The following is a 21,183-nucleotide window of genomic DNA, read 5'->3' as shown; positions in this document are numbered from 1 at the left end:
TGCTCCATGCAGGCGCGGTAGTCGGTGAAGACCTGGGCGTCGGTGAGGCTGAAGTTCCGCTGGGCGTCCACCAGGCGTGCGGGCTGCTCATCGCAGATACCCACGATCTCGGCGTTCGGGTGCTCGGAGGCCTGACGCAGCAGGTCGCCCATGTGGAAGTGATCGAAGTTGATGCCGGCGATGCGCCATTTTTTGCTCATAGAGCCTGCATCGAAGCCGAAGCACCCGGCGCTGACAATGATATATTTAAGGATTGCCCAATGCCGCTGCGGCTTGGTATCCTGCCAGAGAAATTCCTGAGCCCACCTGCCCCCAAGACTCCTGCATGAATCCCAAGCGCACCATTGTCATCCTCCTGACCGCCTTCGCGGCGATCTGGATCACCGATCTGTTGATCCACCAACTGGCCATGAAGACGGCCTACATGAAAATTGCCGGTCTGTGGCGCACGCCAGATGGCATGAGAGCGCTGATCAAATGGATCATGGTGGGGCAGTTCATGGCCGCCGGAGGTCTCACCGTCATCTGGATCAACCGCTGTGCGCCGAACACCACGACGCTGAAATCCGCCGTTCGCTTCGGCTTTTTTGTGGGCCTGATCGCCACGTCCTACGCGCCGATGTTCTACGCCGTGCTGCCGATCCCCGGCCTGATCTGCCTGCAATGGGCTCTCTATGGCATCCTGCAGAGCATTGTGGTGACGGTAGTGGTCTATCTGACCACTTACAAACTCTCCCAAGAAGGCTAGCGCCCACGGTTTAAACTTGGGAGATGCCCGCCAACAAAATCCGCGACACGCCCGGCCGGCTGCTGCTCGGCTGGGCGCTGCTGCTCTCGTCCCTCGTCCTGCTCTCCTGGCGCATCCACCTGCACCCGGCGGACTACGAGTGGACCGAGTACCCCACCGCGCTGGGCGACACGAAGTACTACACGGCACTGGGCAAGGACGACCGCTACGAGCCCAACCTGCGCTATCCCGGCCAGGACGAGGGCACCTTCCGCCGAGCGGAGGAGGCCGTGGAGTTTGACGACGCCACGATGATGAAACGAGGGCTCGATGTCACCGGCCAGCACTTCATTTATCAGCCCCAGGACGCTGGCGAGAAGAGTCCCCTGCCCGTCTATTTAAAAAGCAGCGAGAACCGCTACGTGGAGTTTGGAGCGCGGAAACTTTACCCGCCCTTTGTACCGAAGGCGGGGCCGTGAGGATGAAAGAGTGGTGTATCAAATATTGAACCGCAGCGGGTGGACGGACGCAGAGATTCGGGCTGAAAAAAATCTGGAGATTGTCATTTTTGCGGAGTATATCTGTGTCTCGTCCGCCAATTATGAAACGATCAAGCGTGTTATTTATGGGGCTGTTTTCCTTTCTGTTTGGGTCGTGCTTTAAGAAGAGCGAGAATATAACTTCCATCGAAGTAGACACCCACAAGAAGGTCGGAGCTATGGATGAGCCGAAGGTGGTGCTTACGGAGTCCACCGCATCTCGTTTCCATCCGGGGCAGGTCTGGGCGTTTACCCCGCCTGCGGGCCAGCCTGAGGCCCGACTGACCATCCTCAGAGTCGAGGATGGAGCGAAGGCGGGTCGGATCGTGCACATCTCACTGAGCGGTGTAAAGTATGGCGGCGGGCACACGCACATCCAGCATCTCCCGTTAGCGGAAGCGGCCATCGAGAAGAGCGTTACATCGCTTGATCGAAAGACCGGTCCAATTCCCGATTTTTCCGAAGGTTACAAGCAGTGGCGAACGGCCTTTGATGCAGGCAAAGGCGGTGTCTTTACAATCTCTGTCGCCGAGGCCTTCGATTTTGTAACCTCCGTTATTGAGAAGAAGCCGTGAAGAATTTGTGAAGGAACTCCGGCCCATGGATGGCTACGCCAGCATCTCCAACAAGACGACCGGGGCGCCGAAGCAGATGAGGGCGGCGTAGATGGCGTCAAACCAGGCCATGGAGAGGGCTGCCCCGAGGTAGATCACTCCGACGACGGGAAAACCGATGATGCGCAGCAGCCATGGGGTGGTGTCTGCCTTCAAGGTTCCCCACAAGCTGGAGGCATCTCCGGTGCTGGGAAAGGCATGCATGGCCACGGAAATCCCCACCCAGCCGAGCAAAACGTCCACCGGTCCCACGGAGGTCTTGGCTGCCGTCGCCAATGCCACCGGAAGGCAGATCAGGACCCCGAGGATGGAGTTGATCAAAAACGGGGCCACGGAGATGAAAAAGTGCTTCCAACCGGAGGAAGGTGCATCGTGGATGACGTAGCCTGCGGGATTCCCCAGCTGAAAGTAGCAGACCTTGAGCACCGGGGTTTTCGTCACCCGACACATGAGCTGATGCGCGGCCTCATGCACGATGACGCCGGGGAATGTGAGAAATGAAATGACGGGAGCTGGGATGAAAAACATGTCGGTGGAGGCGACTCAAGGGTTAAGCCGGATCGGCGAGACATTGACAGGAGCCAGCGGCATGACCGGCTGGCGCTGCTGCTGCTGCTCCAACTGGAATTGGTAAATCAGGGTGTTGTAGCGGCGCTCTTCGTCTTTGCTCACGCGCCTTCCCGACAGGGTGGTCAGCGCCTGCGCGGCCTCGCGTTTATGACCGCTATTGAAGCCGGCTTCGGCGTAGTCCAGCAGGGTTTCAGTGTCGGAATGGACCGCCATAAGGCCGCGGAAGTTTTCATAGGCCTCATCCCAGCGTTCCTGCTTCGCCATTTTTTTCGTGGTGGCAAGGTGGAGGGCGGCATGAAAGCGCTCGCGTGAAAGAGACAGCGAGCTCAACAACAAAACGACCACCGTCGCGGAGGTCAGTTTGACCCAAAATGGAAACGGATGCTTGATCAAGGACGCGCGGCAGGGCTCGCACACGGGCAGCTTGGTTTGGGTGCTGAAGCGGATGGAGCCGCAGTTCACGCAGGCATTGGGCGCGGTGTCGGGTTCTGGGACAGATGAAGGTGGCAGCGGTGGCGGCAGGCTCATATTTACGGCAATGGCTTAAATCATTCCAGCAGCCGCCTGGAATGACAAGCAAATAGCGCGTCGAAAAAACACTCCCCCCATCCGTCACGACATGGCCTGTGAAATGCGCTTGGCACCCCCATATTTCTCCCTTTACTCCCCACCCCCGAACTTCTTCCCAAGACACACATGCCCATCGCCCGCGCCCTGCTCTCTGTATCCGATAAATCCGGCCTCCTCGAATTCGCCAAAGGACTGGCGGCGCTCGGGGTGGAGCTGCTTTCCACCGGGGGTACCTCGAAGCACCTCAAGGAAGGCGGCCTGACGGTCACGGACGTGTCAGACCACACCGGGTTTCCGGAGATGTTCGACGGCCGCGTGAAGACCCTGCACCCGAAAGTCCACGGCGGCTTGCTCCAGCGCCGTGACAATGACGATGACAAAAAGAACGCGCAGAAGCACGACATCCCCTGCATCGACCTCGTCGTCGTCAATCTCTACCCCTTTGAAGAAACCATCGCCAAGAAGGACGTGACGCTGGAAGAAGCCATCGAGAACATCGACATCGGCGGCCCCTCCATGCTGCGCAGCGCAGCGAAGAATCACCGCTGGGTCACCGTGATCTCCGACCCCGCAGATTACAGTGTTGTGCTGGAAGAGATGAAAGAGCACGCCGGAGACACCACCCTGGGCACGCGCGAGCGCCTGGCCTGCAAGGTCTTCCAGCGCACCGGCGCGTATGACTCCGCCATCGCCGCCTACCTCAACAAGGAGCAGACCACGCAGAAGACCTTTAATCTCAGCCTGCCCCTTTACTCCGAGCTGCGCTACGGCGACAACCCGCACCAGAAGACCTCCCTCTACGGCAATTTCGGCGACTACTTCGTCAAGCTGCATGGCAAGGACCTCAGCTACACCAACGTGCTGGACATCCACGCGGCGGCAGAGATCGCCTTGGAGTTCCGCCGCCCCACCGTGGCCATCCTCAAGCACACCAATCCCTGCGGCGTCGGCTGTGCGGACGAAGACCTGCGCGAAGCCTGGCAGAAGGCCTTTGAGACGGACAAGCAGGCCCCCTTTGGCGGTGTCATCGTGGTGAATCGCAGCATGACCCTGGGCCTCGCCCGCATCATCTCGGAGATTTTCACCGACGTCATCATCGCCCCGGATTTCGATGCCGATGCGCGTGCGCTGCTGCAGAAGAAAAAGAACCTGCGCCTCATCCAGATGCTGCCCGGCGTGGCCGAAGCCCTCACTGAGCCGACCATCCGCTCCGCTCCTGGCGGCGTGATGGTCATGGACAGCGACTCCCGCGCCCTCGGCCTGGAAGATCTCGAAACGAAGGTCAAAACGATCCGCCCACCGACCCGCGACGAACTCGAAGCCATGCGCTTCGGCTGGCGCGTGGTCAAGCACGTGAAGTCCAACGCCATCGTCTTCGCCACCAGGGACCGCACCCTCGCCATCGGCGCCGGCCAGATGAGCCGCGTGGACTCCTGCCGCATCGCCATTTGGAAGGCCAAGGAAGCCGGACTCTCCCTCAAAGGCTGCATCGTCGCCTCCGACGCCATGTTCCCCTTCCCCGACGGCCTCATCGCCGCCGCCGAAGCCGGAGCCACCGCAGCCATCCAGCCCGGCGGTTCCGTCAAGGATTCCGAAGTCATTGCCGCAGCAGATGAGCACAAAATGGCCATGTGCTTCACCGGCGTGCGTCACTTCCTGCACTAGGATGCGGTGCCGCTGTGAGAGGCGGCGTGGCAGGCACGGTCAAGGGGTCAAGAGGTCAAGGCTGCGCCGGTCAAGAGGCGGGCGTGGGTTGGGTGCCTGCCCCGCGCTCCACGCCTTGACCACGCCTTGACGCGCGGCAGCGGTTTGCTGCCGCTTTCGAGCGTTTACAGTGCGCGTGAACACGCAAAGCCTCTTTGGAGCGCGGCACTTCAGTCCGCAGCTCTCCGCCGAAGTGCCCGGCTCTTACCCACTCATCATTCCCCTCCAAGTCGAGCGCCTTCTCCCTAGTCTGCGACACGCAGCGCAGGTCGAACTCGCCAGAACTGCGCTCCCGAAGGACAAAGCCTCTTCGGAGCGCGGCACTTCGGTCCGCAGCACTCCGCCGAAGCGCCTGGCTCTTACCCACTCACCATTCCCCTCCAAGCCGAGCGCCTTCTACCCAGTCTGCGACACACAGCGTTGGTTTCGAACTCGCCAGAACTGCGCTGCCGAAGGGCAAACCAGAAGCGGTGCCACAAGTGCTTGCGGCGTGCTGCGGAATAAATTCCGCGCGCCTGGGGGGCGCGTGACCATGCAGAGTATCTTAACGGTTACTCCCCCATTTGCCCCTTGTGCGGACGCCTCTCCCGTTCAATGCCTACGCCCCCATGATTTTCGCCTACTACCTGCACGACCTCAGCCCGTTCGTCATCAAGTTCACGGACAAGATCGCCATTCATTGGTATGGCCTCGCCTACGTGCTGGGATTTTACCTGACCTATCAGGTGATGTACTTCCTGGCGAAGCGCGGTCTCTCTGAGATCAAGCCGGAGGCCGTGGCGGATTTCATCACTCTCGTATCCCTCTTCGGCCTCGTGCTGGGCGGGCGGCTTGGCTACATGCTGCTGTACAATTTTGACGAGTTCATCCATGCGCCGTGGACGTTCTTCCTGCTGAATCAGGGCGGCATGGCAAGTCATGGCGGCATCGCAGGTGTCACGCTTTTCTGCGGTTGGTACGCCTGGAAGCACAAAATCTCCTGGGCAGGCATCGGCGACTCCATCGTCTGCGGAGCACCTCTAGGCATCTTTCTGGGACGACTCGCCAACTTCATCAATGGCGAGCTGTTTGGCCATGTGACCAAGGTGTCTTGGGCGGTGAAGTTTCCCACGGAGATGCTGCATGAAGACTTCGTCCGTCAGGGCGGGGATCCTGCCTTGGCCTATGAGGTCCAGCAGCGCGGCCTGCAGCACAGCCCGCAGATCATTGAATACTTTGAGAAGCACCGGGGCGGCCTTGCCGAATTGGAAACCATCCTGCATCCGCGCCATCCCTCGCAGCTTTATGAAGCCCTCGGCGAAGGTCTGCTCCTCAGCGCCATCCTGATTTTCCTTCGCCTGCGCTTCCCGCGCCTGCGCCAGGGCATCATCGCCGGGCTCTTCTTCATCCTCTACGCCATCGCCCGCATCGCGCTGGAGTATGTGCGCCAGCCGGACAGCGGTTCAGAAATGATCATGGGCCTCACCAAGGGCCAGTTTTTCTCCACCTTCATGTTCCTCGTCGGCGGCGTGTTCATCGCCTACGGCATCATTTGGGGCAAAAGCCCGCCCGGAAAGGCTGCCGTGGCTCCAGCGCCTGCCAAGGCCTGATGCCCGGGGGCCAAAGGCTCATTTCTCACCATTCTCACACAAAACCCGAGACCGGCGGCGTTAGGCTGGTCGTAAACTGACTCGCATGGACTCCGCCTTCGATTGGAAACAAACTTTTGACCAGCTCTCTCCACAGCTGGTCCTGTATGCGCGTCAGCTCGTGGATGCCAAGGCCGACGCCGAAGACGTCGTGCAGCAGGCCTTCGTACGTTGGTGGCGGCGCTTTCCCGAAGGGGACGCCAGCCACATCCCCCTCCTCTACGCCGCCGTACGCACCATTGCCCTGGACCAGCGCCGCTCCGACCACCGCCGCGTGAACCGTGAGGCAAAGTCAGACATCGCCGTAGCAGGAGAAAATACCCCCGCCTTTGATCCCAAGCCCGAGCAAAAAGAGACCGCTGCCATCGTCGAAAAAGCCCTGCAATCCCTGCCCCAAGATCAGCGCGAAGTCGTCACCCTCAAGCTCTGGGGCGACCTCACCTTCAACGAAATCGCCGCCATGACCGGCGGCTCCATCAACACCATCGCCGGTCGTTACCGCTACGCCCTGCAGGCCCTGCACAAGAAGCTCGGCCACCTCCGTGCCGATCTCCTCGGCGAATCCGCGTCTCCCGCCATCAACATCCTTCCCTTCACATCACCCAGAGAGGCACTTTCATGAACAACGACCTGAACGACACCCAACTCGAAAACCTCCTCCGTGGACTCCCGCCCGCAGCAGCCTCCCATAGCCTCGTGCAACGGGTCGATGAAGAGCTGCAGCTCGACATGAGCTGGCTCAGCACCCGCCGCAGCAAACCCCAGCGCCAGACCCGCTGGCTCACCTCAGCAAGTTGGGCCGCCATGGGCGCCGCCGCCGCCATCGCCGTGATGAGCTACCTCCCACAGCAGGCCAGCCCTCAGGCCCTCGCCTCCACCTCCACCACCCTGCCCGTGGTGCAGCCCGGCTCCACCATTCGTGAGTGGGATGACACCCAAGAACGCGGCATCCACCGCGGCCGCAGCCAAATGGCCGAGGCACGCGCCCTCGTCGTCTCCCGCGAGCTCGGCACCTGGGTTGATCCCCGCTACGGCTCCCAGTTGACCATGGACATCCCCAGCCAGCGGCAGCTCTTGATGCCCGTCTCCTACAAATAACGGTAAGTCGGGACCAACCCGCCACCGTCCAAGCGGACCACATCCCCCAGAGCATCGCCGCGCCCACTCTCGCTCGATCAGCTACGCTCTGCCGCAACAGCCGCGCATCCGGTGACCTGTCCAAGCGATAGCCCTGAATGTCGAGACCGCCCCTTCATTCGGCACTCGACAAAGCAAGCCTCGTTCAGGTAAAACACGGCCATGGTCAAATCCACCCCGCCCAGCCATGAAACGCAGGGCGTAAAAAAGAACGACCGCCGCAGCCTCGCGGTCATCCTCGGCCTCATGCTCGTGACTTTGCCGGGCCTGGTTTCGTGCCTGAAATTCTTCCACGAAACCACGGTATCGCCCACCGCAGCCGCCATCACACACCTGAAGATCGGGATCACCGCCTTTGAGGTGGACTCCGCACACTTCCCCATCCCCGAGCCCGACTGGCACGGCCCCGATGTTTCCCTCCGCACACGCGGCCCCATCCTGCCCGCCCTTCTGGGCCAGGACCCCACGCTCAATCCCAAAGACATCAAATTCATCGACTTCCCTGCCGCCCCAAACCGCAAAGACGGCCTCTGGCAAGACGGCACCGAATGGGTGCTCAGCGATCTCTGGGGCGAATCCTATTACATCATCCTCGACACCAACGGAGACGGCAAAATCACCAACCCCGAATTCCGACCCGACCCACCTGCCCCCAAGGACGCGCAGCAGGCCCCCAAGCATCCGCTTCCCGAAACGCTGCCCCAGAAAGTTCTCATCTACTCCTCCGGCCCGGATCGCGATCCCAAGACCTGGACCGACAACATCCGCTCCTGGCACCCCGAATCAGAACCCCACTAAAGCGTTTTCCAGAACTGATTTCCGGAAAGCGCCTGAGGAAACACGCGATTGAATCTCTGCACCTTTGCCCCTCCGGAATAACAAAATCGCAGATGGGCTCTGAACCCACTCTGGAAAATCTCTGCGACCGTTCATTCTCTGCGGTTCAAATCTCCGGCCATTCCATTGCCCACCATTCCTTTGCTAAAAAACAGCGCTCCCTTTTCGCACCATCCTCAAATCAGGTCCCCCTTCCGTGTATTCTGCGTATTCCGTGGTTCAAATCTCCGGTCTCCTCAGCTTTGCCAAAAACCAGTGCCCCCATTCCCGAATAGCCCTCGCCGTTACCCACCGTTCCACCCTCTAGCCGCCTTGAGTTCAGGTGCTCCGCGTCAAACCGAACATCCTCAGACTCTCCATTCTGGAAATGAGTTTTGCGAATCGCTATAAAGCGTACTCAAAGTCCGACAGTCCCCCCCTCACTCCACCCGCCGGATCACCCGCACCGCATACACCTTCGCTGTCAGCGCCGAAAGCTTCACCGGCTCCGAGTCATCCCGCAGCGGATCACGCGCCAGATACTCCAGCCCCTCCTTGCCCACGATCACGCACCAGTGCTGAATACCGCCCACGAGAAAATACTTCACCACCGGGTACGCACCGTTTTCCAGCGCCGCATCCATCACCTTGTGGCTCGCTGAGGGGTGGTAATCCGCCGCCAGTTTGCCCTCAGTCACACGCGGGATTGCATTCCACACCACCCAGCCCTGCGGCAGAAAGCCATCCGCCTTCTTCAGCCGCTCATTCAGCACCTTCGGCGTCAGTTTCACCCCGAGATCCGAGCAAGCCATCGCCACGCTCGAAACCAGGCAGCCATGACTCCCCAGCGTGCCGGTGGAGGCCCCCAGCTGATCCGCCGCCCACCGTTTGTCCTTTTGCAAATGCGTCCTCCCATCATCAGCCAGCCGGATGCGCAGGCTCTTGCCGCCCGTGGACGCAATCGCCGGAGACAGCCGCGCCCAGCACGTCCGCAGCATCACACAACTGGTCGCCACCAGCACCAGCACAAGCAGCCCGATGAAGGCATAGCGGCGCATTGGAGGGAGACTTTTAGTGGCCCTTCTTTTCGCTATGCTCGGCAGGTGCCGAGTGAGCGTCGCCATGCACTTCCCCAGCATGCCCCTTATGCATGCCTTCATGCAGCACCTGAGTTTCCTGCCAGGAGTGCTTCCCACAGGAAGTAGAGGCGAGAACAAGGGCGACGGCGCAGAGGAAGAACGAGGCGGTTTTCATGAGGAATGGGGACCCCCATCCTATCGGGAGCCGCCCGTCGTGCAAATGACAATTCCGCACGCCTCACACTTCCCGCCCGCCGACGAACACCTCGAAAACCCCTCGCCGCTCTCGGTTGAACATTCGTCCTCAGCCTGCCCTTCTTAGCGAGCAGCGCGGAGAATGGGTCCTCCTGCTCGAACTCGGCTTGCCCTTCGTAGCTTTAGCGAAGAACGCGGCCTCGATCCACCCACTCCGCAACACACCGGTCAACGCCTCCCCTTCACCGCCCATTTCTGCTCCCCTTCCTTCCAACCCAGCTACTCTGCCCACCGCATGAGTACGCGACCGCATCGCCAAAACCCTCCTCGCCCTAAGTTATGAACCCAATAGGCAGTCTTCATTAACGTGATTCTCAAGGTTCAAAGCGCTTCAAAGACTTCAGACAATCCGCCAGCACTGCTCGGTTCTCTTCATAAAGGACGGCATTACTCAGAAGCTGGGTCTGGGCTTCGGCGTATAGAGCCTTGGCTTCTTCGCTGCGGAGCCACTCGGTGATGGCGATTTTGCTGCTGTCATACTTGAGTTTGTAGGCTTGATCGATGCTGATTCTGACAGGATGGTCAGCCGGAGTGGAAGAGAGTTCTTTTGCGCGTGGGTAGGGAGGGAATTGCGCTGACTTCAGTTGGAGACGTTCCACGGCCTTGCCGAAATCGAGATCCGTCTGCCCATAGACCGTCCGGCTCACCTTTTGCATCACCATCATTCCGGAGCACATGGCGCAGGGTTCGAGGGTGGTGTAAATGGTGTAGCCCTTCAAATCGTATAGCTTTTCACGCTCTTGGTACTGCCACATGACGCGGGTCTCGCCGTGCTGAGTGCCGTTCTTGTATTTGCCATTGCTGTTAAGCGCTACGTGCACGATCTGCCCTTTAGGATTGACCAGAACACAGCCAATGTTATGACCTCGCGCACCTTGCTTGGTGTCAAGAGTTTGCCAGTCCTTGTACACCAGGGCGTAGGCCAGAAGGGTATAAAGGGCATCCCTCTCCTCGGCGATGTTCTGGGCATTTGCAGAGAGCCGTGAGGTCGAGTGTGCGTGCGCACGACTGACCGTCGATGCCGCCTCTTGCGTTTGCGTCTTGGCGGGGGACCGGTGAGCCAGGCAACCCACAAGACCTAGGAGCGCTGGAAAAAGGCATGGGACGATCGGTTTGAAATGACTCAGAAAGTTGAGCATGGGAGTGTGGAGCTTGGTGACCTTGGTATCATTGAGCGGTCTCTATTTGGGACCACCTGCCTTGGGTGGCCGTCTTTCCAGCTACGGTCAATCAGAATCGTTTGGTTCCGCAGCGCAATCTTCCCCCGCATAAAACAACGCTTTCTATCTGGCCGGAAAACCGCCGCCACCAAGGCTATTCTCGGCCTGAAAACATGCCCGGCACCTGGCCCAAAGAGCGCCCACTCCTCATGGGATGGGAGGAGGGCTTACAACATCTTCACTCCGGCACTACCGACCAGAGGAAGGCGGTGACGTCTCTGGCTTGCCAGCTGTTGCCCTAGACTTGTCTGGAGATGTCTCAGTCTTATTTCCGTCGGCTGGAACTTCTGGCGACTTCTTCAAAGAACCCGCTTCCGAATTCGTTTTCGTCCGTTCCTGGTCGAGCACCATCGCAATATAGTAGCCAAAGACTCGCCTGTCATGATGGCCAGACTCACTTGTGTAAGCAGTTCCCACCACCCAAATCCCAAGAAAGTAAATTGTGGTCAGGGCTACCAAGGACTTTTTTTCCTTGGGATCAACGTCGAGCAACCGCCTCAATTTTTTGTTGAACGACATCACAACAAACAGACCATAAAGGACGAAAAAAACAAAGCAGAGAAGCGTGAGTGATCTCGAAAAGTCCGTTCTGTCTTTGATCTCAGAAAGCTCGTTGTAGTAGTTGTTTTGAGTGTACACACTATTCTTGGCATTGTAGTACATCTCATTTACCGCCGATCTGAATTTTTGAATTTCAGAAACAGGCTTCTCTTCCAAACGTGTGTTGTCGGCCACTCTCTGCTCAACTTTTTTTTCATCAGTCGGTTCATTTCTCACAAAGTAATCTCGTTCTTCACGGCTCGCCTCTTTTTTGCGCTCAGCCGCAGATTCTATATATAACGGAAGTTCCGAATACTCATCCATACCGGGAACATAAATAGGACCACCATTTATATCCTGCATCAAACTGAGCACGGCCTTTGCCCTTCGTGCACCTATTGAGTGAGGAGATTCGTGTATCAATTCCGTCATTTCCCAAAAAATTCCCCGGGGTCTGAAGCGAAGGAAATCTCTTTTGATGATGTCGGCGCGCTGCAAAGGGTCAACTGGATCATTGGAAACTGAAAATAGACTTCGAAATCTCAATTCGCTGTCCTTGTCCAAAACCCAGTCATTGAGCCACTCTTTTATATTTTTACCTATTTTATCCTTTAAGACTGAGGTCAGGGGGTCGTCTCGCCAAGAGACGATGTTCTTGGAAATATCCTCCACCACAATCCCCGCTGCCAGCACCATGGATAGATAGATGGCCGTGGTTTCAAATTTGTTGTTGGAACGTTTGTTTAGCCCCTTGGGCCTGGAGTTCTCGTCGTCTTGAGTGCAAAAAAATTGTGGTACCCATCTTTCTCTGCAAATGCGAAGTAAGTACAAAATCGCGTAAATAGCAAACCCGCCTATGGCGAGCGTCTGACCAAGGTGTTTAAGTTCAAAGTCCATAATTGGGTCCTGTTTCTATATTATATAACCTAATTTTTAATACTTGTTTACCTAAGATGCGATTGGTTCGAAATACATTATGAGCTGACTTTTTGCAAGTCTCCTGCTCACATCAATTCCTCACCGCCAGCGTCACTATCGTACACTTCCCACCGCTACTGACAGAGTAGAGGAACATCGCAATCAGCTGTTTGAGAGCACCAGACATCGCCGAATCGTGGAGGTTTCACAGAGCCTGGACTCATTCCTTCCATCCGTGTTGCTCGTGAAATCTGTGGTTCCAACCTCCCCCTCCCAACAACGAAATCTTCACAAAAATCCGCTCCAATCCCTGCGGGCGCCCGCCCTCCCCCACCCTCCGGAATCCGTCCTTTTTTCCTTTTTTCCCCTTTTCGGCCAGCCCGTTGTAGATCCACCACCACCACCACCCAAACGCACCCTCAAACTCGCCTGCCACAAGAAGGCCGCATACACAGCACGCGAGCGCTGAAACCTGGGTGTATCCGCCGCACTTGCGCTGATGAAAGCCTTGCACCGTCATGCATCAAGAGCAGCTGCTATCACCCTGCTGGATCCCGTTTGATGAGACGCTCGACTGTCATGTGGCTTTGTTTACCCAGGGACAGCCCGGTGGTGGGCTGCGATTGATGCTGAGCTGCCAGCATGCCAGTGTGGTGCTGTTTGAAGAGCTGACGCAGTGTGAATGGACGGTACATCAGCCCGCACCCAGCAGTGGGCCCCGTTTTGGAAAGAGGAGCAACCCAATGGGAAGCCGACGCTGATCAAACTCGTGATGGCGCAGGCGGGAGGTGAAGAGTCTGAGCAGGTGTTTTGGATCGTCCCGGCGCAGGCGGTCACGCAGACGATGCACTGAGTTCACTTGCGGCGCAGGTGAGCGTAGAGCGCGTAGCCAGCGGCAGCGCCGCCTGTCAGTGCGGCGGGGATGTAGAGGGTGTTGTAGGAAAAAACGTCGAACAGCAGCGTGCCCAGCACGCCGCCGAACATGAAGGAGCCCACGAGCGCGAGGTAGAGACTGACGCGTTTCCCATCGATGCTCAGCCCGCGCAGCCAGTGGCCGAGGGCGGCCCCCAGATCAGTGAACATGCCGGAGACGTGCGTGGTGCGCAGCACGGCACCGCTGTAGGTGCTGGCCATCGCGTTTTGCAGGCCGCAGGCGGCGGAAGCAAAGTAGCTGGCGAGGCCGTTGTTTGAATGCATCAGGAACGCGGCAACCATGAGCAGCAGGCTTTCAATCAAGAGTGCCACGCCATAACGGCGGCCCAGTTTGAGGGCATCTTTCTGCACGATGAAGCCGCTGAGCGCAGCACCGGCCACAAAGGAGAGCAACACCATGCCGAGATCTGACAGGGCCGCGAGGTCATGGTGCGCGAGGGCCAGGCTGAACAGGGAGGTGCTGCCTGTGACGTGGGTGACGGCCTGATGGGCGTAGCTTTTCAACCCCACGGCATTGACCATGCCGGCGTTTGCCGCCAGCAGCGACCCGCCTACCCATGCCCATCTCTCCAGTTTGTTAATCATGCCATTGCGAATGGGTGCTTTACACCACCTGCGCCAGCCGTGCGGTGAAAATTCCTCGCTTTGTCTGCTCATAGCGCGTGTTTCCGAGGCGGTAAAGTGCGGCGGCGGGAGCTGTGGCTTTCGGCGGTCCCGTGATTCGCGGGCTTCCGCTCTTTGAGAGGGGTTGCTTCGAGCTCCATGCATTGCATGCGCCGGTCCTGCGGCCAGGTCCTTGAAAAAGAACTTGCGGAGCCGCATCTATTTGGCTATTTTGCCAAATAACTAAATAGACCGATGCCCGCAAGCAAGACAGTATCCAGCAAACGCGCCACCGTCATCAAGGCGCTCGCGCACCCGTCACGCCTCCTCATCGCCGAGGCCCTGATGGAGGGCGAAATGTGCGTGTGCGATCTCAAAGACCTCGTCGGCGCAGACATGTCCACCGTCTCCAAGCACCTCAGCCTCATGCGTCAGGCCGGCGTGCTCGTCTCGGACAAGCGCGGCCTCAACATCTACTACCGCCTCGCCTGCGACTGCCTCGGGGACTTCCTCCGCTGCCTCGACCAACTGGCACCGAAAAAAGCCGCTACCAAACCCTGCTGCTAACCCCTTCCCCACCACATGAACATCACCGAACTCCTCTCCCACCTCAACGCGAATGCGGACAAGCCCCTGCTCTTTGTCCTGCCAGATGGCGGCCTCATCCCTGCCCACTACCACATCACCGAAGTGGGCCATGTGATGAAGCGCTTCATCGACTGCGGCGGCACGCGGCGCACGCTGGAAACCTGCCTGCTGCAAACGTGGGTGCATGATGATGTGGATCACCGCCTGGTCGCCGGCAAACTGGCCACCATCTTCAGCATGGCCGGCGATGTGCTGCCTCATCACGATCTGCCCGTTGAGATCGAGTATGAAGACGGCGTGGTGGCGCAGTTTCCCGTGGAAAACGCAGAGATCATCGATGGCGCGCTCGCGTTTCACCTTGGCCTGAAGCACACGGACTGCCTCGCACGCGGCATCTGCCTGCCCGGTGAATGTGCCCCTGCGGCACAGGCTGCAGCCGTCGCTTCCTCCTGCTGCACCCCGGGTTCCAAATGCTGCTGATCCTTCCATGAAAAAGCTGCTCGCTGAATCCCTCGGAACCTTCACCCTCGTCTTTGCAGGCACGGGTGCCATCGTCATCAATGCAGCGAGCCACGGGGCCATCGGCCATGCGGGCATCGCCCTGACCTTCGGGCTCGTGGTGCTGGCGATGATTTATACCTTTGGTGATGTGAGCGGGGCGCATCTCAATCCCGCTGTCACGCTGGCCTTTGCGGTGGCACGGCGCTTTGCGTGGCGTGATGTGCCGGGCTATCTCGGGGCGCAGATCGCGGGTGCTCTGGCGGCCAGCCTGCTGCTGCGCGTGCTTTATCCAGAGGATGCGACACTCGGCGCCACGCTGCCGGCAGGGTCGGAGATGCAGAGCTTTGTACTGGAAGTGGTGCTGACCGCCATTCTGATGCTGACGATTTTGAGCGTGTCCACCGGTGCCAAGGAAAAAGGCATCACCGCAGGCCTCACCATCGGTGGCGTCGTGGCCCTGGAGGCGATGTTTGCCGGACCCGCCAGCGGCGCATCGATGAATCCTGCGCGCTCCCTCGCCCCAGCGCTCGTCTCCGGGCATCTGGAGCATCTGTGGGTGTATCTCGTCGCAACGGTGCTCGGTGCGCTCATAGCCGTGCCGCTCTGCATGGGCGTGCGAGATGCCGGCTGCTGCGGCGGCCGGTGCGCCCCGGGCTCAGTTTGATCATTGAACCAGCGTATCACCAACGTATCACCACAATACACCACACCATGAAAAGCATCCAAGTTTATGATCCGCCCATGTGCTGCTCCACCGGCATCTGCGGCACCGACATTGATCCCGATCTCGTGAACTTCGCCGCCATGCTCTCGCAGTTGAGTCAGCATCAGGTGAAAATCGAACGCTTCAATCTCGGGCAGCAGCCCATGGCCTTCGCCGAAAATCCAGCCGTGAAAGCGAGCCTGGAAAAAGACGGCACCGAGGCCCTGCCGCTCATCTTCTGGGATGGCGAGCTGCATCTCCAGGGCCGCTACCCCACGAAGGCGGAGCGCCCCGCATGGTTCATCGCCGCACTCGGCGAAGAGGGGGCCGCTGTATGAACCTGCCGCTCTACCAGCCCTCTGCCGCCACATCCACCCGCTTCCTCTTTTTCACCGGCAAAGGCGGCGTGGGCAAGACCTCGCTCTCCTGCGCCACCGCGCTCCTCCTCGCAGAGGCAGGCAAGCGCGTCCTCCTCGTGAGCACGGATCCCGCCTCCAATCTCGATGAGGTGCTCGACACCCGGCTCACCAATCACCCCACGCCCATTCCCGGCGTGCCGCGCCTCTCGGCGCTCAACATCAATCCCGTCGATGCCGCCGCCGCCTACCGCGAGCGCCTCATCGGCCCCATGCGCGGCCTGCTTCCTGCGGCGGCGCTGCGCAGCATGGAGGAGCAGCTCTCCGGCTCCTGCACCGTGGAGATCGCCGCATTTGACGAATTCTCCGCCTTCATCGGTAATCCTGACGCGGCACGGGAGTACGACCACGTCATCTTTGACACCGCGCCCACCGGCCACACCCTGCGGCTCATGAGTCTGGCGAAGGCCTGGGACCAGTTCCTCGACTCCAGCACCAGCGGCACCTCCTGCCTCGGCCCGCTCGCGGGTCTCGAAAAGCAGCGCGAAATTTATGCCGCCACTGTCAGTACTCTGGCAGATGCATCCGCGACGACGCTCGTGCTCGTCAGCCGCCCGCAGCATGCAGCGCTGCGCGAAGCCGAGCGCACCTCCAATGAACTGCGCGCCATCGGCGTGGGGAATCAATGCCTCGTGATCAATGGCAGCTTTGCCACCGCCTGCGCGGCGGACGTCACCGCCCAGGCGCTGCAGCAGCGCGGCATCGCGGCCTTGACCGCCTCGGCCGCATTCATCGCCAGCATGCCCAGCTTCATCGTCCCGCTGCGCCCCATCAATATTCTTGGCGTCGGCGGATTGCGTGTACTGCTCAGTGGCGACGCCTCCGCCCCTGCTGCCGCATCCAGCACCGTCGTTGCACCCGAATCCGACTGGACACCTCCGCCCATGCAGAGCCTCGCCGATCTCGTCACAGACATCGAGCAGCAGGGCCACGGCGTCATCATGACCATGGGCAAAGGCGGCGTGGGCAAGACCACCGTCGCCGCCGCCATCGCCGTCATGCTCGCGCAGCGCGGGCATGCGGTGCATCTCAGCACCACAGATCCCGCTGCCCATGTGGCCCAGACCTTGGCGGGACAGGTGCCAGGGCTGACCCTCAGCAAGATCGACCCCGCCGCTGAAACCGCCGCCTACACGCAGGAGGTGCTGGCGGCTCAAGGCGCACACATGGATGAAGCAGGGCGCTCGCTGCTGGAAGAAGACCTGCTCTCTCCCTGCACGGAAGAGATCGCCGTCTTCCGCGCCTTTGCCCGTGAAGTGGGGCAAGGGACCCGACGCTTCGTCGTGCTGGACACCGCCCCCACCGGGCACACGCTGCTCCTGCTGGACGCAAGCGAGGCCTATCAGCGCGAGCTCGAGCGCCAGGCGCGCAGCACCCAGCCGGAGGAAGTCCTGCGCCTGCTCGAACACCTGCGTGATCCCGCCTTCACCCGCATCCTCCTCGTCACCCTGCCCGAGGCCACCCCCGTTCATGAAGCCGCCGCTTTGCAGGCGGACCTGCGCCGCGCGCGGATCGAGCCCTTTGCCTGGGTCATCAATCAAAGCCTGCTGCACAGCGGCTCCTGCGATCCCCTGCTGCAGCGCCGTGAACAGGCCGAGCACCGCTACCTCACGGAAGTCGTCGCTCAGCAGGCCCACCGCACCGTCTGGCTGCCATGGCAGCCGGAGGAACCCGTGGGCCCCGTGGCCTTGGCACGACTCGCCGCCTCAAATCTCACGCCCTCCTCCAAACCTATACTCTCACGAGTATGACCACCGCCTCCACCCAGTTCGCCCTCTGGCATGGCATCGCCCGTGACACCATTCCTGGCCGGCAGAAGCTGGTGGCCCATTGCGTTTGATCTCATTCAAAATCACACTGAGCGCACCTTCGGCCATGCATCATCTGGCGCTCGAGACCGCTCTCTCATGTGCGTTGGCTAACCGACCAGCCCACGAGAAAGCAGCCGAAATCAACCCCATCTCATCGCAGCCATGAAACGTCCGTCGAATCGTCAAATTCTCACCTGGCTCGTGCTGGCCGCTGCTGCCGGACTGGCTTTTTATAAAATCAAACTGGCCGCTGTAAATGTGATAGCGCATCAAGTGGCCAAAGGTGAGATCATCGCCGAGGTCATGGGCACGGGCACGTTGGAGGCGCGGGTGAAGACGACGATAAGCGCGCGCATTCAAGAGCGTTTGCTGGAGGTGCTCGCGGATCAGGGCGACATGGTCAAGAAAGATCAGCTGCTCGCCCGCCTCGACGACGCGGAGTCGAAACAGCAGTGCGCCATCGCCGAGGCAACGCTGGCTGCTGCCAAGCAAACCGCCGAACGTGTAGGCGCGGATCTGGCCCGTTCGGAGGCAGTGCTGACGCAGGCGCGGCGGGATGAGAAACGACTGGCCGCATTGCTTGCCACCAGCGCGGTCTCTCAATCGGACGCAGACAAGGCCGGTGAAGCCTTGCATGTGGCCGAGGCCGATTTGAAGCGCTCCAACGCCACCATCGCCGAAGCACAGGCGCAGGTGCTGATGGCGGAGAAGAACCTTCTTTTCCGCCAGGAGCAGCTCGCCTTCACCGAGGTGCACAGCCCCTACGATGGACTCATCATCCGCCGTGATCGTGATCCTGGTGAAGTGCTCGTGCCGGGCGCATCGCTCATGCAGATCATCTCACTCGGGGAAATCTGGGTCAGCGCGTGGGTGGATGAGACGGCAATGCCTGCGCTCGCCACCGGCCAGCCGGCGCGCATCGTTTTCCGCTCTGAACCGGGCCGGAGCTATCCCGGCACCGTGTCACGACTCGGGCGGGAGACCGACCGCGAGACGCGCGAGTTCCTCGTCGATGTGCGCGTCACCGAGATGCCGAAGAACTGGACCATCGGCCAGCGCGCCGAAGTCTTCATTGAAACGGGACGCCAGGGCGATGTCGTGCTGCTGCCGTCCGCATTCCTCGCGCGCAAACAAGACCGCGCGGGTGTTTTCGTGAACCAAAACGACTGCGCGCACTGGCAGGAGATCACGCTCGGGTTGACCGGCAGCGGACAGGTCGCCGTGACACAAGGCCTCGACGCCGGAGTCACCGTGATCCATGCGCCTGAGCGGCAAAAAACTCCGCTGGCGGAAGGACAGCGCATTGCCCTGCCATGAACCTCGCCGTCAGAGATGTCCGCCACAATGCGGGCCGCTTCGCCTTCACCACGCTCGGTGTTGGGCTGTTGCTCATGATCGTCATGGGCATGGGCGGCATCTATCGCGGCCTCATTTACGAGGCCACGCTGCTCGTTGATAGCGTCGGCGCGGACCTTTGGGTGGTGCAGGGCAGCACGCGCGGACCGTTCGCGGAAATCTCACGCCTTCCGGCAAATCTTGAGGATCGCGTGCTGGCCGTGCCGGGCGTCGCACGTGCGCGCCGCTTCGTCTCCCATACCATTCAGCGCGAGCATCAGGGGAAGCTCCTGCGCATGGTCGTGCAAGGGCTCGCCTGGCCTGATGACAAAGGCGAGTGGGTGCCGCTGGTAGCTGGCCGGCCACTGCGGCAGGCGCATTATGAAATGATCGCCGACCAATCGCTGCACCTGCCGCTAGGCGAGAAAATAAGACTTGGCAAAGATGTGTATGAAATCGTCGGCCAGACGCGCGGCCTCGTCGGTTCCAGCGGTGATGGCCTCGCCTTCTTTACCATCAGCGACGCCATGGCGATCCAGTTCGACGTGCCCGGTGAAGCGATGCGTCTGGAACGCGCCGCACGCCGCGCTCGTGTAGAAGCCATCGATCTCGGTCGTCTGCAACCTCTGCTGCTAGACCGCGCCGCTGGTTTGAACCGGGGCATTCCCGCGCTCGCCACGCCGCAGGTCAGCGCCGTGCTCGTCAGTCTCCAGCCCGGTGCAGATGCAGCCGCCGTGCGCAGGGTCCTCAGCACCTGGCCTGACATCACCGTCTATTCCACGCAGGAGCAAAAGGATCTGCTGCTCGCCGGCATGGTGGATAAGGCACGCCGCCAGCTCGGTCTCTTTCGCACCCTGCTCATCATCATCTCTACCATCATCATCGCGCTCATCATCTACACCCTCACGCTCGACAAAATCCGCGACATCGCCCTGCTCAAACTCATCGGCGCACGCAACACCGTCATCGGCGGGCTCATCCTCCAGCAGGCGCTGCTCATGGGTGCGTGCGGCTTCGGCATCGCTTGGTGGATTGGCCAGTATCTCTTTCCGCACTTCCCCCGCCTCGTGCTCATCGCAAATGAAGACCTCGTTTCGCTAGGCGTCATCGTCGTCGTCATCTCCACGCTCGCCAGTCTGCTGGGTATCTGGAAAGCGTTGCACGTGGAACCCAATACCGTGCTTGCCGTATGAGTGCCAACTCCGAAACGCCTCCTGCCATTGAGGTCAGCCACTTGCGCAAAGTCTATGGCCGTGGACACACCGAGGTGGTTGCCATCCGCGATGCGACGCTGCAAATCGCCCGCGGTGAGATCGTCGGCATGCTCGGCCCCAGCGGCTCCGGCAAGTCCACCATCCTCACCGCCATGGCGCTGATCAATCCACCCACAGCCGGGCAGATCACCATCAGCGGCAAGCCCGTAATGGACGGCCCGCGCGCCCTCGTGGATGCCCGCGCCTTCCGCCGCCGGCATCTCGGCTTCGTCTTTCAAAAGCCAAATCTCATCCCGTTTCTCACCGCGCTGGAAAACGTCCAGATCGCGTTGGAGGTCAACGACATCGCGCCGCGCGAGGCCCGCAAGCGCGCGCTCGAACTTCTCGACTATCTCGGCGTCAGTCCACGCGCGAACAACCTCCCGGACGCCCTTTCCGGCGGCGAGCAGCAGCGCGTCGCCATCGCCCGCGCGCTCGCCAACAATCCCAGCCTCATCCTCGCCGACGAACCCACTGCGGCGCTCGACAGCAAGCTCGGACGCCAGGTCATGGAACTCTTCGCCAAAGTCGCCCACGAACGCCACGCCGGTGTCCTTGTCGTCACCCACGACCTCCGCACACTCGACATCTTCGACCGCATCCTCGACGTGGAAGATGGCGCGATCCAGGTCCGCGAAAATCCCGCCACTGTCACTTCAGCGCGATGAACATGATTCTGCCAGTTCTGCTCACAACCGCCGCCATCAGCCTCGCGTGGTTCTG

The 21,183-nt window shown here is 60.3% G+C and carries 24 protein-coding genes and 1 pseudogene; 17 read left to right on the top strand and 8 right to left on the bottom strand.

What is annotated here, in order from left to right:
- Positions 1-200, bottom strand: a pseudogene (locus PSV43_RS06550) (gfo/Idh/MocA family oxidoreductase); the annotation flags it as partial.
- A gap of 125 nt (positions 201-325) precedes the next feature.
- Here PSV43_RS06550 and PSV43_RS06545 point away from each other — a divergent pair.
- The 3 genes from PSV43_RS06545 to PSV43_RS06535 all read left to right on the top strand — a co-directional run bounded on the left by PSV43_RS06545 (position 326) and on the right by PSV43_RS06535 (position 1,841).
- Positions 326-748, top strand: a complete 423-nt coding sequence (locus tag PSV43_RS06545; protein ID WP_300194741.1) for a hypothetical protein — start codon at positions 326-328, stop codon at positions 746-748.
- Between the two features lie 23 nt (positions 749-771).
- On the top strand, positions 772-1,206 hold the full coding sequence (locus PSV43_RS06540) for a hypothetical protein (RefSeq protein WP_300194738.1): 435 nt from the start codon (positions 772-774) through the stop codon (positions 1,204-1,206).
- Between the two features lie 122 nt (positions 1,207-1,328).
- Positions 1,329-1,841, top strand: coding sequence for a hypothetical protein (locus tag PSV43_RS06535; RefSeq protein WP_300194737.1), 513 nt, complete (start codon positions 1,329-1,331; stop codon positions 1,839-1,841).
- Positions 1,842-1,874: 33 nt separating this feature from the next.
- Here the strand turns inward: PSV43_RS06535 and PSV43_RS06530 are convergent, their stop codons facing one another.
- Together PSV43_RS06530 and PSV43_RS06525 are read right to left on the bottom strand one after the other, a co-directional pair.
- Positions 1,875-2,408, bottom strand: a complete 534-nt coding sequence (locus PSV43_RS06530) for a metalloprotease family protein (protein WP_300194736.1) — start codon at positions 2,406-2,408, stop codon at positions 1,875-1,877.
- 15 nt (positions 2,409-2,423) lie between these two features.
- Entirely contained in the window at positions 2,424-2,978 is a 555-nt protein-coding gene (locus tag PSV43_RS06525) for a hypothetical protein (protein ID WP_300194735.1), read from the bottom strand.
- 168 nt (positions 2,979-3,146) lie between these two features.
- Here PSV43_RS06525 and purH point away from each other — a divergent pair, with 168 nt between their 5' ends.
- The 5 genes from purH (at position 3,147) to PSV43_RS06500 (ending at position 8,287) form a co-directional block, all read left to right on the top strand.
- Positions 3,147-4,685 (top strand): bifunctional phosphoribosylaminoimidazolecarboxamide formyltransferase/IMP cyclohydrolase, encoded by a 1,539-nt coding sequence (gene purH / locus PSV43_RS06520; protein ID WP_300194734.1) that lies wholly within the window; start codon positions 3,147-3,149, stop codon positions 4,683-4,685.
- A gap of 647 nt (positions 4,686-5,332) precedes the next feature.
- A complete protein-coding gene (lgt, locus tag PSV43_RS06515; protein WP_300194733.1) occupies positions 5,333-6,313 on the top strand; it encodes a prolipoprotein diacylglyceryl transferase in 981 nt (326 codons plus the stop codon).
- A gap of 85 nt (positions 6,314-6,398) precedes the next feature.
- Positions 6,399-6,974, top strand: a complete 576-nt coding sequence (locus PSV43_RS06510; protein WP_300194732.1) for an RNA polymerase sigma factor — start codon at positions 6,399-6,401, stop codon at positions 6,972-6,974.
- On the top strand, positions 6,971-7,450 hold the full coding sequence (locus tag PSV43_RS06505) for a hypothetical protein (RefSeq protein WP_300194731.1): 480 nt from the start codon (positions 6,971-6,973) through the stop codon (positions 7,448-7,450). The genes PSV43_RS06510 and PSV43_RS06505 overlap by 4 nt, the downstream gene beginning before the upstream one ends.
- 201 nt (positions 7,451-7,651) lie before the next feature.
- Entirely contained in the window at positions 7,652-8,287 is a 636-nt protein-coding gene (locus tag PSV43_RS06500; protein ID WP_300194730.1) for a hypothetical protein, read from the top strand.
- A 458-nt stretch (positions 8,288-8,745) separates the two neighbouring features.
- Here PSV43_RS06500 and PSV43_RS06495 read toward each other — a convergent pair whose 3' ends face one another.
- The 4 genes from PSV43_RS06495 to PSV43_RS06480 all read right to left on the bottom strand — a co-directional run bounded on the left by PSV43_RS06495 (position 8,746) and on the right by PSV43_RS06480 (position 12,296).
- On the bottom strand, positions 8,746-9,363 hold the full coding sequence (locus tag PSV43_RS06495; protein WP_300194729.1) for a hypothetical protein: 618 nt from the start codon (positions 9,361-9,363) through the stop codon (positions 8,746-8,748).
- Positions 9,364-9,376: 13 nt separating this feature from the next.
- Positions 9,377-9,559: a hypothetical protein gene (locus PSV43_RS06490; RefSeq protein ID WP_300194728.1), complete on the bottom strand. Its 183-nt coding sequence runs from the start codon at positions 9,557-9,559 to the stop codon at positions 9,377-9,379.
- Positions 9,560-9,953: 394 nt separating this feature from the next.
- Complete coding sequence (locus PSV43_RS06485) at positions 9,954-10,778, bottom strand: deaminase (protein WP_300194727.1); 825 nt, start codon at positions 10,776-10,778, stop codon at positions 9,954-9,956.
- Between the two features lie 270 nt (positions 10,779-11,048).
- Positions 11,049-12,296, bottom strand: a complete 1,248-nt coding sequence (locus PSV43_RS06480) for a hypothetical protein (RefSeq protein WP_300194726.1) — start codon at positions 12,294-12,296, stop codon at positions 11,049-11,051.
- A 703-nt stretch (positions 12,297-12,999) separates the two neighbouring features.
- Between PSV43_RS06480 and PSV43_RS06475 the strand changes: the two genes are divergently transcribed.
- Entirely contained in the window at positions 13,000-13,170 is a 171-nt protein-coding gene (locus tag PSV43_RS06475; RefSeq protein ID WP_300194725.1) for a hypothetical protein, read from the top strand.
- A 2-nt stretch (positions 13,171-13,172) separates the two neighbouring features.
- Here PSV43_RS06475 and PSV43_RS06470 read toward each other — a convergent pair whose 3' ends face one another.
- Positions 13,173-13,835, bottom strand: a complete 663-nt coding sequence (locus PSV43_RS06470) for a YoaK family protein (protein WP_300194724.1) — start codon at positions 13,833-13,835, stop codon at positions 13,173-13,175.
- 273 nt (positions 13,836-14,108) lie between these two features.
- Between PSV43_RS06470 and PSV43_RS06465 the strand changes: the two genes are divergently transcribed.
- The 8 genes from PSV43_RS06465 to PSV43_RS06430 all read left to right on the top strand — a co-directional run bounded on the left by PSV43_RS06465 (position 14,109) and on the right by PSV43_RS06430 (position 21,128).
- Positions 14,109-14,420 (top strand): metalloregulator ArsR/SmtB family transcription factor, encoded by a 312-nt coding sequence (locus tag PSV43_RS06465; RefSeq protein WP_300194723.1) that lies wholly within the window; start codon positions 14,109-14,111, stop codon positions 14,418-14,420.
- Between the two features lie 15 nt (positions 14,421-14,435).
- Positions 14,436-14,921 (top strand): DUF6428 family protein, encoded by a 486-nt coding sequence (locus PSV43_RS06460; protein WP_300194722.1) that lies wholly within the window; start codon positions 14,436-14,438, stop codon positions 14,919-14,921.
- A gap of 7 nt (positions 14,922-14,928) precedes the next feature.
- Positions 14,929-15,606 carry an MIP family channel protein gene (locus tag PSV43_RS06455; protein WP_300194721.1) on the top strand — a complete coding sequence of 226 codons (678 nt, stop codon included), beginning with the start codon at positions 14,929-14,931 and terminating at the stop codon, positions 15,604-15,606.
- Positions 15,607-15,653: 47 nt separating this feature from the next.
- Complete coding sequence (gene arsD / locus PSV43_RS06450; RefSeq protein ID WP_300194720.1) at positions 15,654-15,983, top strand: arsenite efflux transporter metallochaperone ArsD; 330 nt, start codon at positions 15,654-15,656, stop codon at positions 15,981-15,983.
- The gene (arsA, locus tag PSV43_RS06445; RefSeq protein WP_300194719.1) at positions 15,980-17,812 is read left to right on the top strand and encodes an arsenical pump-driving ATPase; all 1,833 of its coding nucleotides are present in this window, start codon (positions 15,980-15,982) and stop codon (positions 17,810-17,812) included. Before arsD ends, arsA begins: the two co-directional genes overlap by 4 nt.
- Positions 17,813-18,034: 222 nt before the next feature.
- Entirely contained in the window at positions 18,035-19,189 is a 1,155-nt protein-coding gene (locus PSV43_RS06440; RefSeq protein ID WP_300194718.1) for an efflux RND transporter periplasmic adaptor subunit, read from the top strand.
- Positions 19,186-20,400 carry an ABC transporter permease gene (locus PSV43_RS06435; protein WP_300194717.1) on the top strand — a complete coding sequence of 405 codons (1,215 nt, stop codon included), beginning with the start codon at positions 19,186-19,188 and terminating at the stop codon, positions 20,398-20,400. The genes PSV43_RS06440 and PSV43_RS06435 overlap by 4 nt, the downstream gene beginning before the upstream one ends.
- Entirely contained in the window at positions 20,397-21,128 is a 732-nt protein-coding gene (locus tag PSV43_RS06430; RefSeq protein ID WP_300194716.1) for an ABC transporter ATP-binding protein, read from the top strand. The genes PSV43_RS06435 and PSV43_RS06430 overlap by 4 nt, the downstream gene beginning before the upstream one ends.
- The last annotated feature ends 55 nt before the right edge of the window (positions 21,129-21,183 follow it).

The organism is Prosthecobacter sp. (assembly GCF_029946185.1).
Classification (GTDB): Bacteria; Verrucomicrobiota; Verrucomicrobiia; order Verrucomicrobiales; family Verrucomicrobiaceae; genus Prosthecobacter.
Note: the sequence above shows the minus strand (reverse complement) of the source record. Positions and strands in the feature narration are given on the sequence as shown.

Excerpts from the sequence above, each read along its gene's own strand:
- PSV43_RS06495 (WP_300194729.1), bottom strand. The coding sequence starts at position 9,363 with ATGCGCCGCTATGCCTTCATCGGGCTGCTTGTGCTGGTGCTGGTGGCG.
- PSV43_RS06525 (WP_300194735.1), bottom strand. The coding sequence starts at position 2,978 with ATGAGCCTGCCGCCACCGCTGCCACCTTCATCTGTCCCAGAACCCGAC.
- PSV43_RS06470 (WP_300194724.1), bottom strand. The coding sequence starts at position 13,835 with ATGATTAACAAACTGGAGAGATGGGCATGGGTAGGCGGGTCGCTGCTG.
- PSV43_RS06455 (WP_300194721.1), top strand. The coding sequence starts at position 14,929 with ATGAAAAAGCTGCTCGCTGAATCCCTCGGAACCTTCACCCTCGTCTTT.
- PSV43_RS06545 (WP_300194741.1), top strand. The coding sequence starts at position 326 with ATGAATCCCAAGCGCACCATTGTCATCCTCCTGACCGCCTTCGCGGCG.
- PSV43_RS06480 (WP_300194726.1), bottom strand. The coding sequence starts at position 12,296 with ATGGACTTTGAACTTAAACACCTTGGTCAGACGCTCGCCATAGGCGGG.
- PSV43_RS06435 (WP_300194717.1), top strand. The coding sequence starts at position 19,186 with ATGAACCTCGCCGTCAGAGATGTCCGCCACAATGCGGGCCGCTTCGCC.
- PSV43_RS06475 (WP_300194725.1), top strand. The coding sequence starts at position 13,000 with ATGGACGGTACATCAGCCCGCACCCAGCAGTGGGCCCCGTTTTGGAAA.
- PSV43_RS06490 (WP_300194728.1), bottom strand. The coding sequence starts at position 9,559 with ATGAAAACCGCCTCGTTCTTCCTCTGCGCCGTCGCCCTTGTTCTCGCC.
- PSV43_RS06430 (WP_300194716.1), top strand. The coding sequence starts at position 20,397 with ATGAGTGCCAACTCCGAAACGCCTCCTGCCATTGAGGTCAGCCACTTG.
- PSV43_RS06535 (WP_300194737.1), top strand. The coding sequence starts at position 1,329 with ATGAAACGATCAAGCGTGTTATTTATGGGGCTGTTTTCCTTTCTGTTT.
- PSV43_RS06465 (WP_300194723.1), top strand. The coding sequence starts at position 14,109 with ATGCCCGCAAGCAAGACAGTATCCAGCAAACGCGCCACCGTCATCAAG.
- arsA (WP_300194719.1), top strand. The coding sequence starts at position 15,980 with ATGAACCTGCCGCTCTACCAGCCCTCTGCCGCCACATCCACCCGCTTC.
- PSV43_RS06505 (WP_300194731.1), top strand. The coding sequence starts at position 6,971 with ATGAACAACGACCTGAACGACACCCAACTCGAAAACCTCCTCCGTGGA.
- PSV43_RS06510 (WP_300194732.1), top strand. The coding sequence starts at position 6,399 with ATGGACTCCGCCTTCGATTGGAAACAAACTTTTGACCAGCTCTCTCCA.
- PSV43_RS06540 (WP_300194738.1), top strand. The coding sequence starts at position 772 with ATGCCCGCCAACAAAATCCGCGACACGCCCGGCCGGCTGCTGCTCGGC.
- PSV43_RS06440 (WP_300194718.1), top strand. The coding sequence starts at position 18,035 with ATGAAACGTCCGTCGAATCGTCAAATTCTCACCTGGCTCGTGCTGGCC.
- PSV43_RS06530 (WP_300194736.1), bottom strand. The coding sequence starts at position 2,408 with ATGTTTTTCATCCCAGCTCCCGTCATTTCATTTCTCACATTCCCCGGC.
- lgt (WP_300194733.1), top strand. The coding sequence starts at position 5,333 with ATGATTTTCGCCTACTACCTGCACGACCTCAGCCCGTTCGTCATCAAG.
- PSV43_RS06500 (WP_300194730.1), top strand. The coding sequence starts at position 7,652 with ATGGTCAAATCCACCCCGCCCAGCCATGAAACGCAGGGCGTAAAAAAG.
- PSV43_RS06460 (WP_300194722.1), top strand. The coding sequence starts at position 14,436 with ATGAACATCACCGAACTCCTCTCCCACCTCAACGCGAATGCGGACAAG.
- PSV43_RS06485 (WP_300194727.1), bottom strand. The coding sequence starts at position 10,778 with ATGCTCAACTTTCTGAGTCATTTCAAACCGATCGTCCCATGCCTTTTT.
- arsD (WP_300194720.1), top strand. The coding sequence starts at position 15,654 with ATGAAAAGCATCCAAGTTTATGATCCGCCCATGTGCTGCTCCACCGGC.
- purH (WP_300194734.1), top strand. The coding sequence starts at position 3,147 with ATGCCCATCGCCCGCGCCCTGCTCTCTGTATCCGATAAATCCGGCCTC.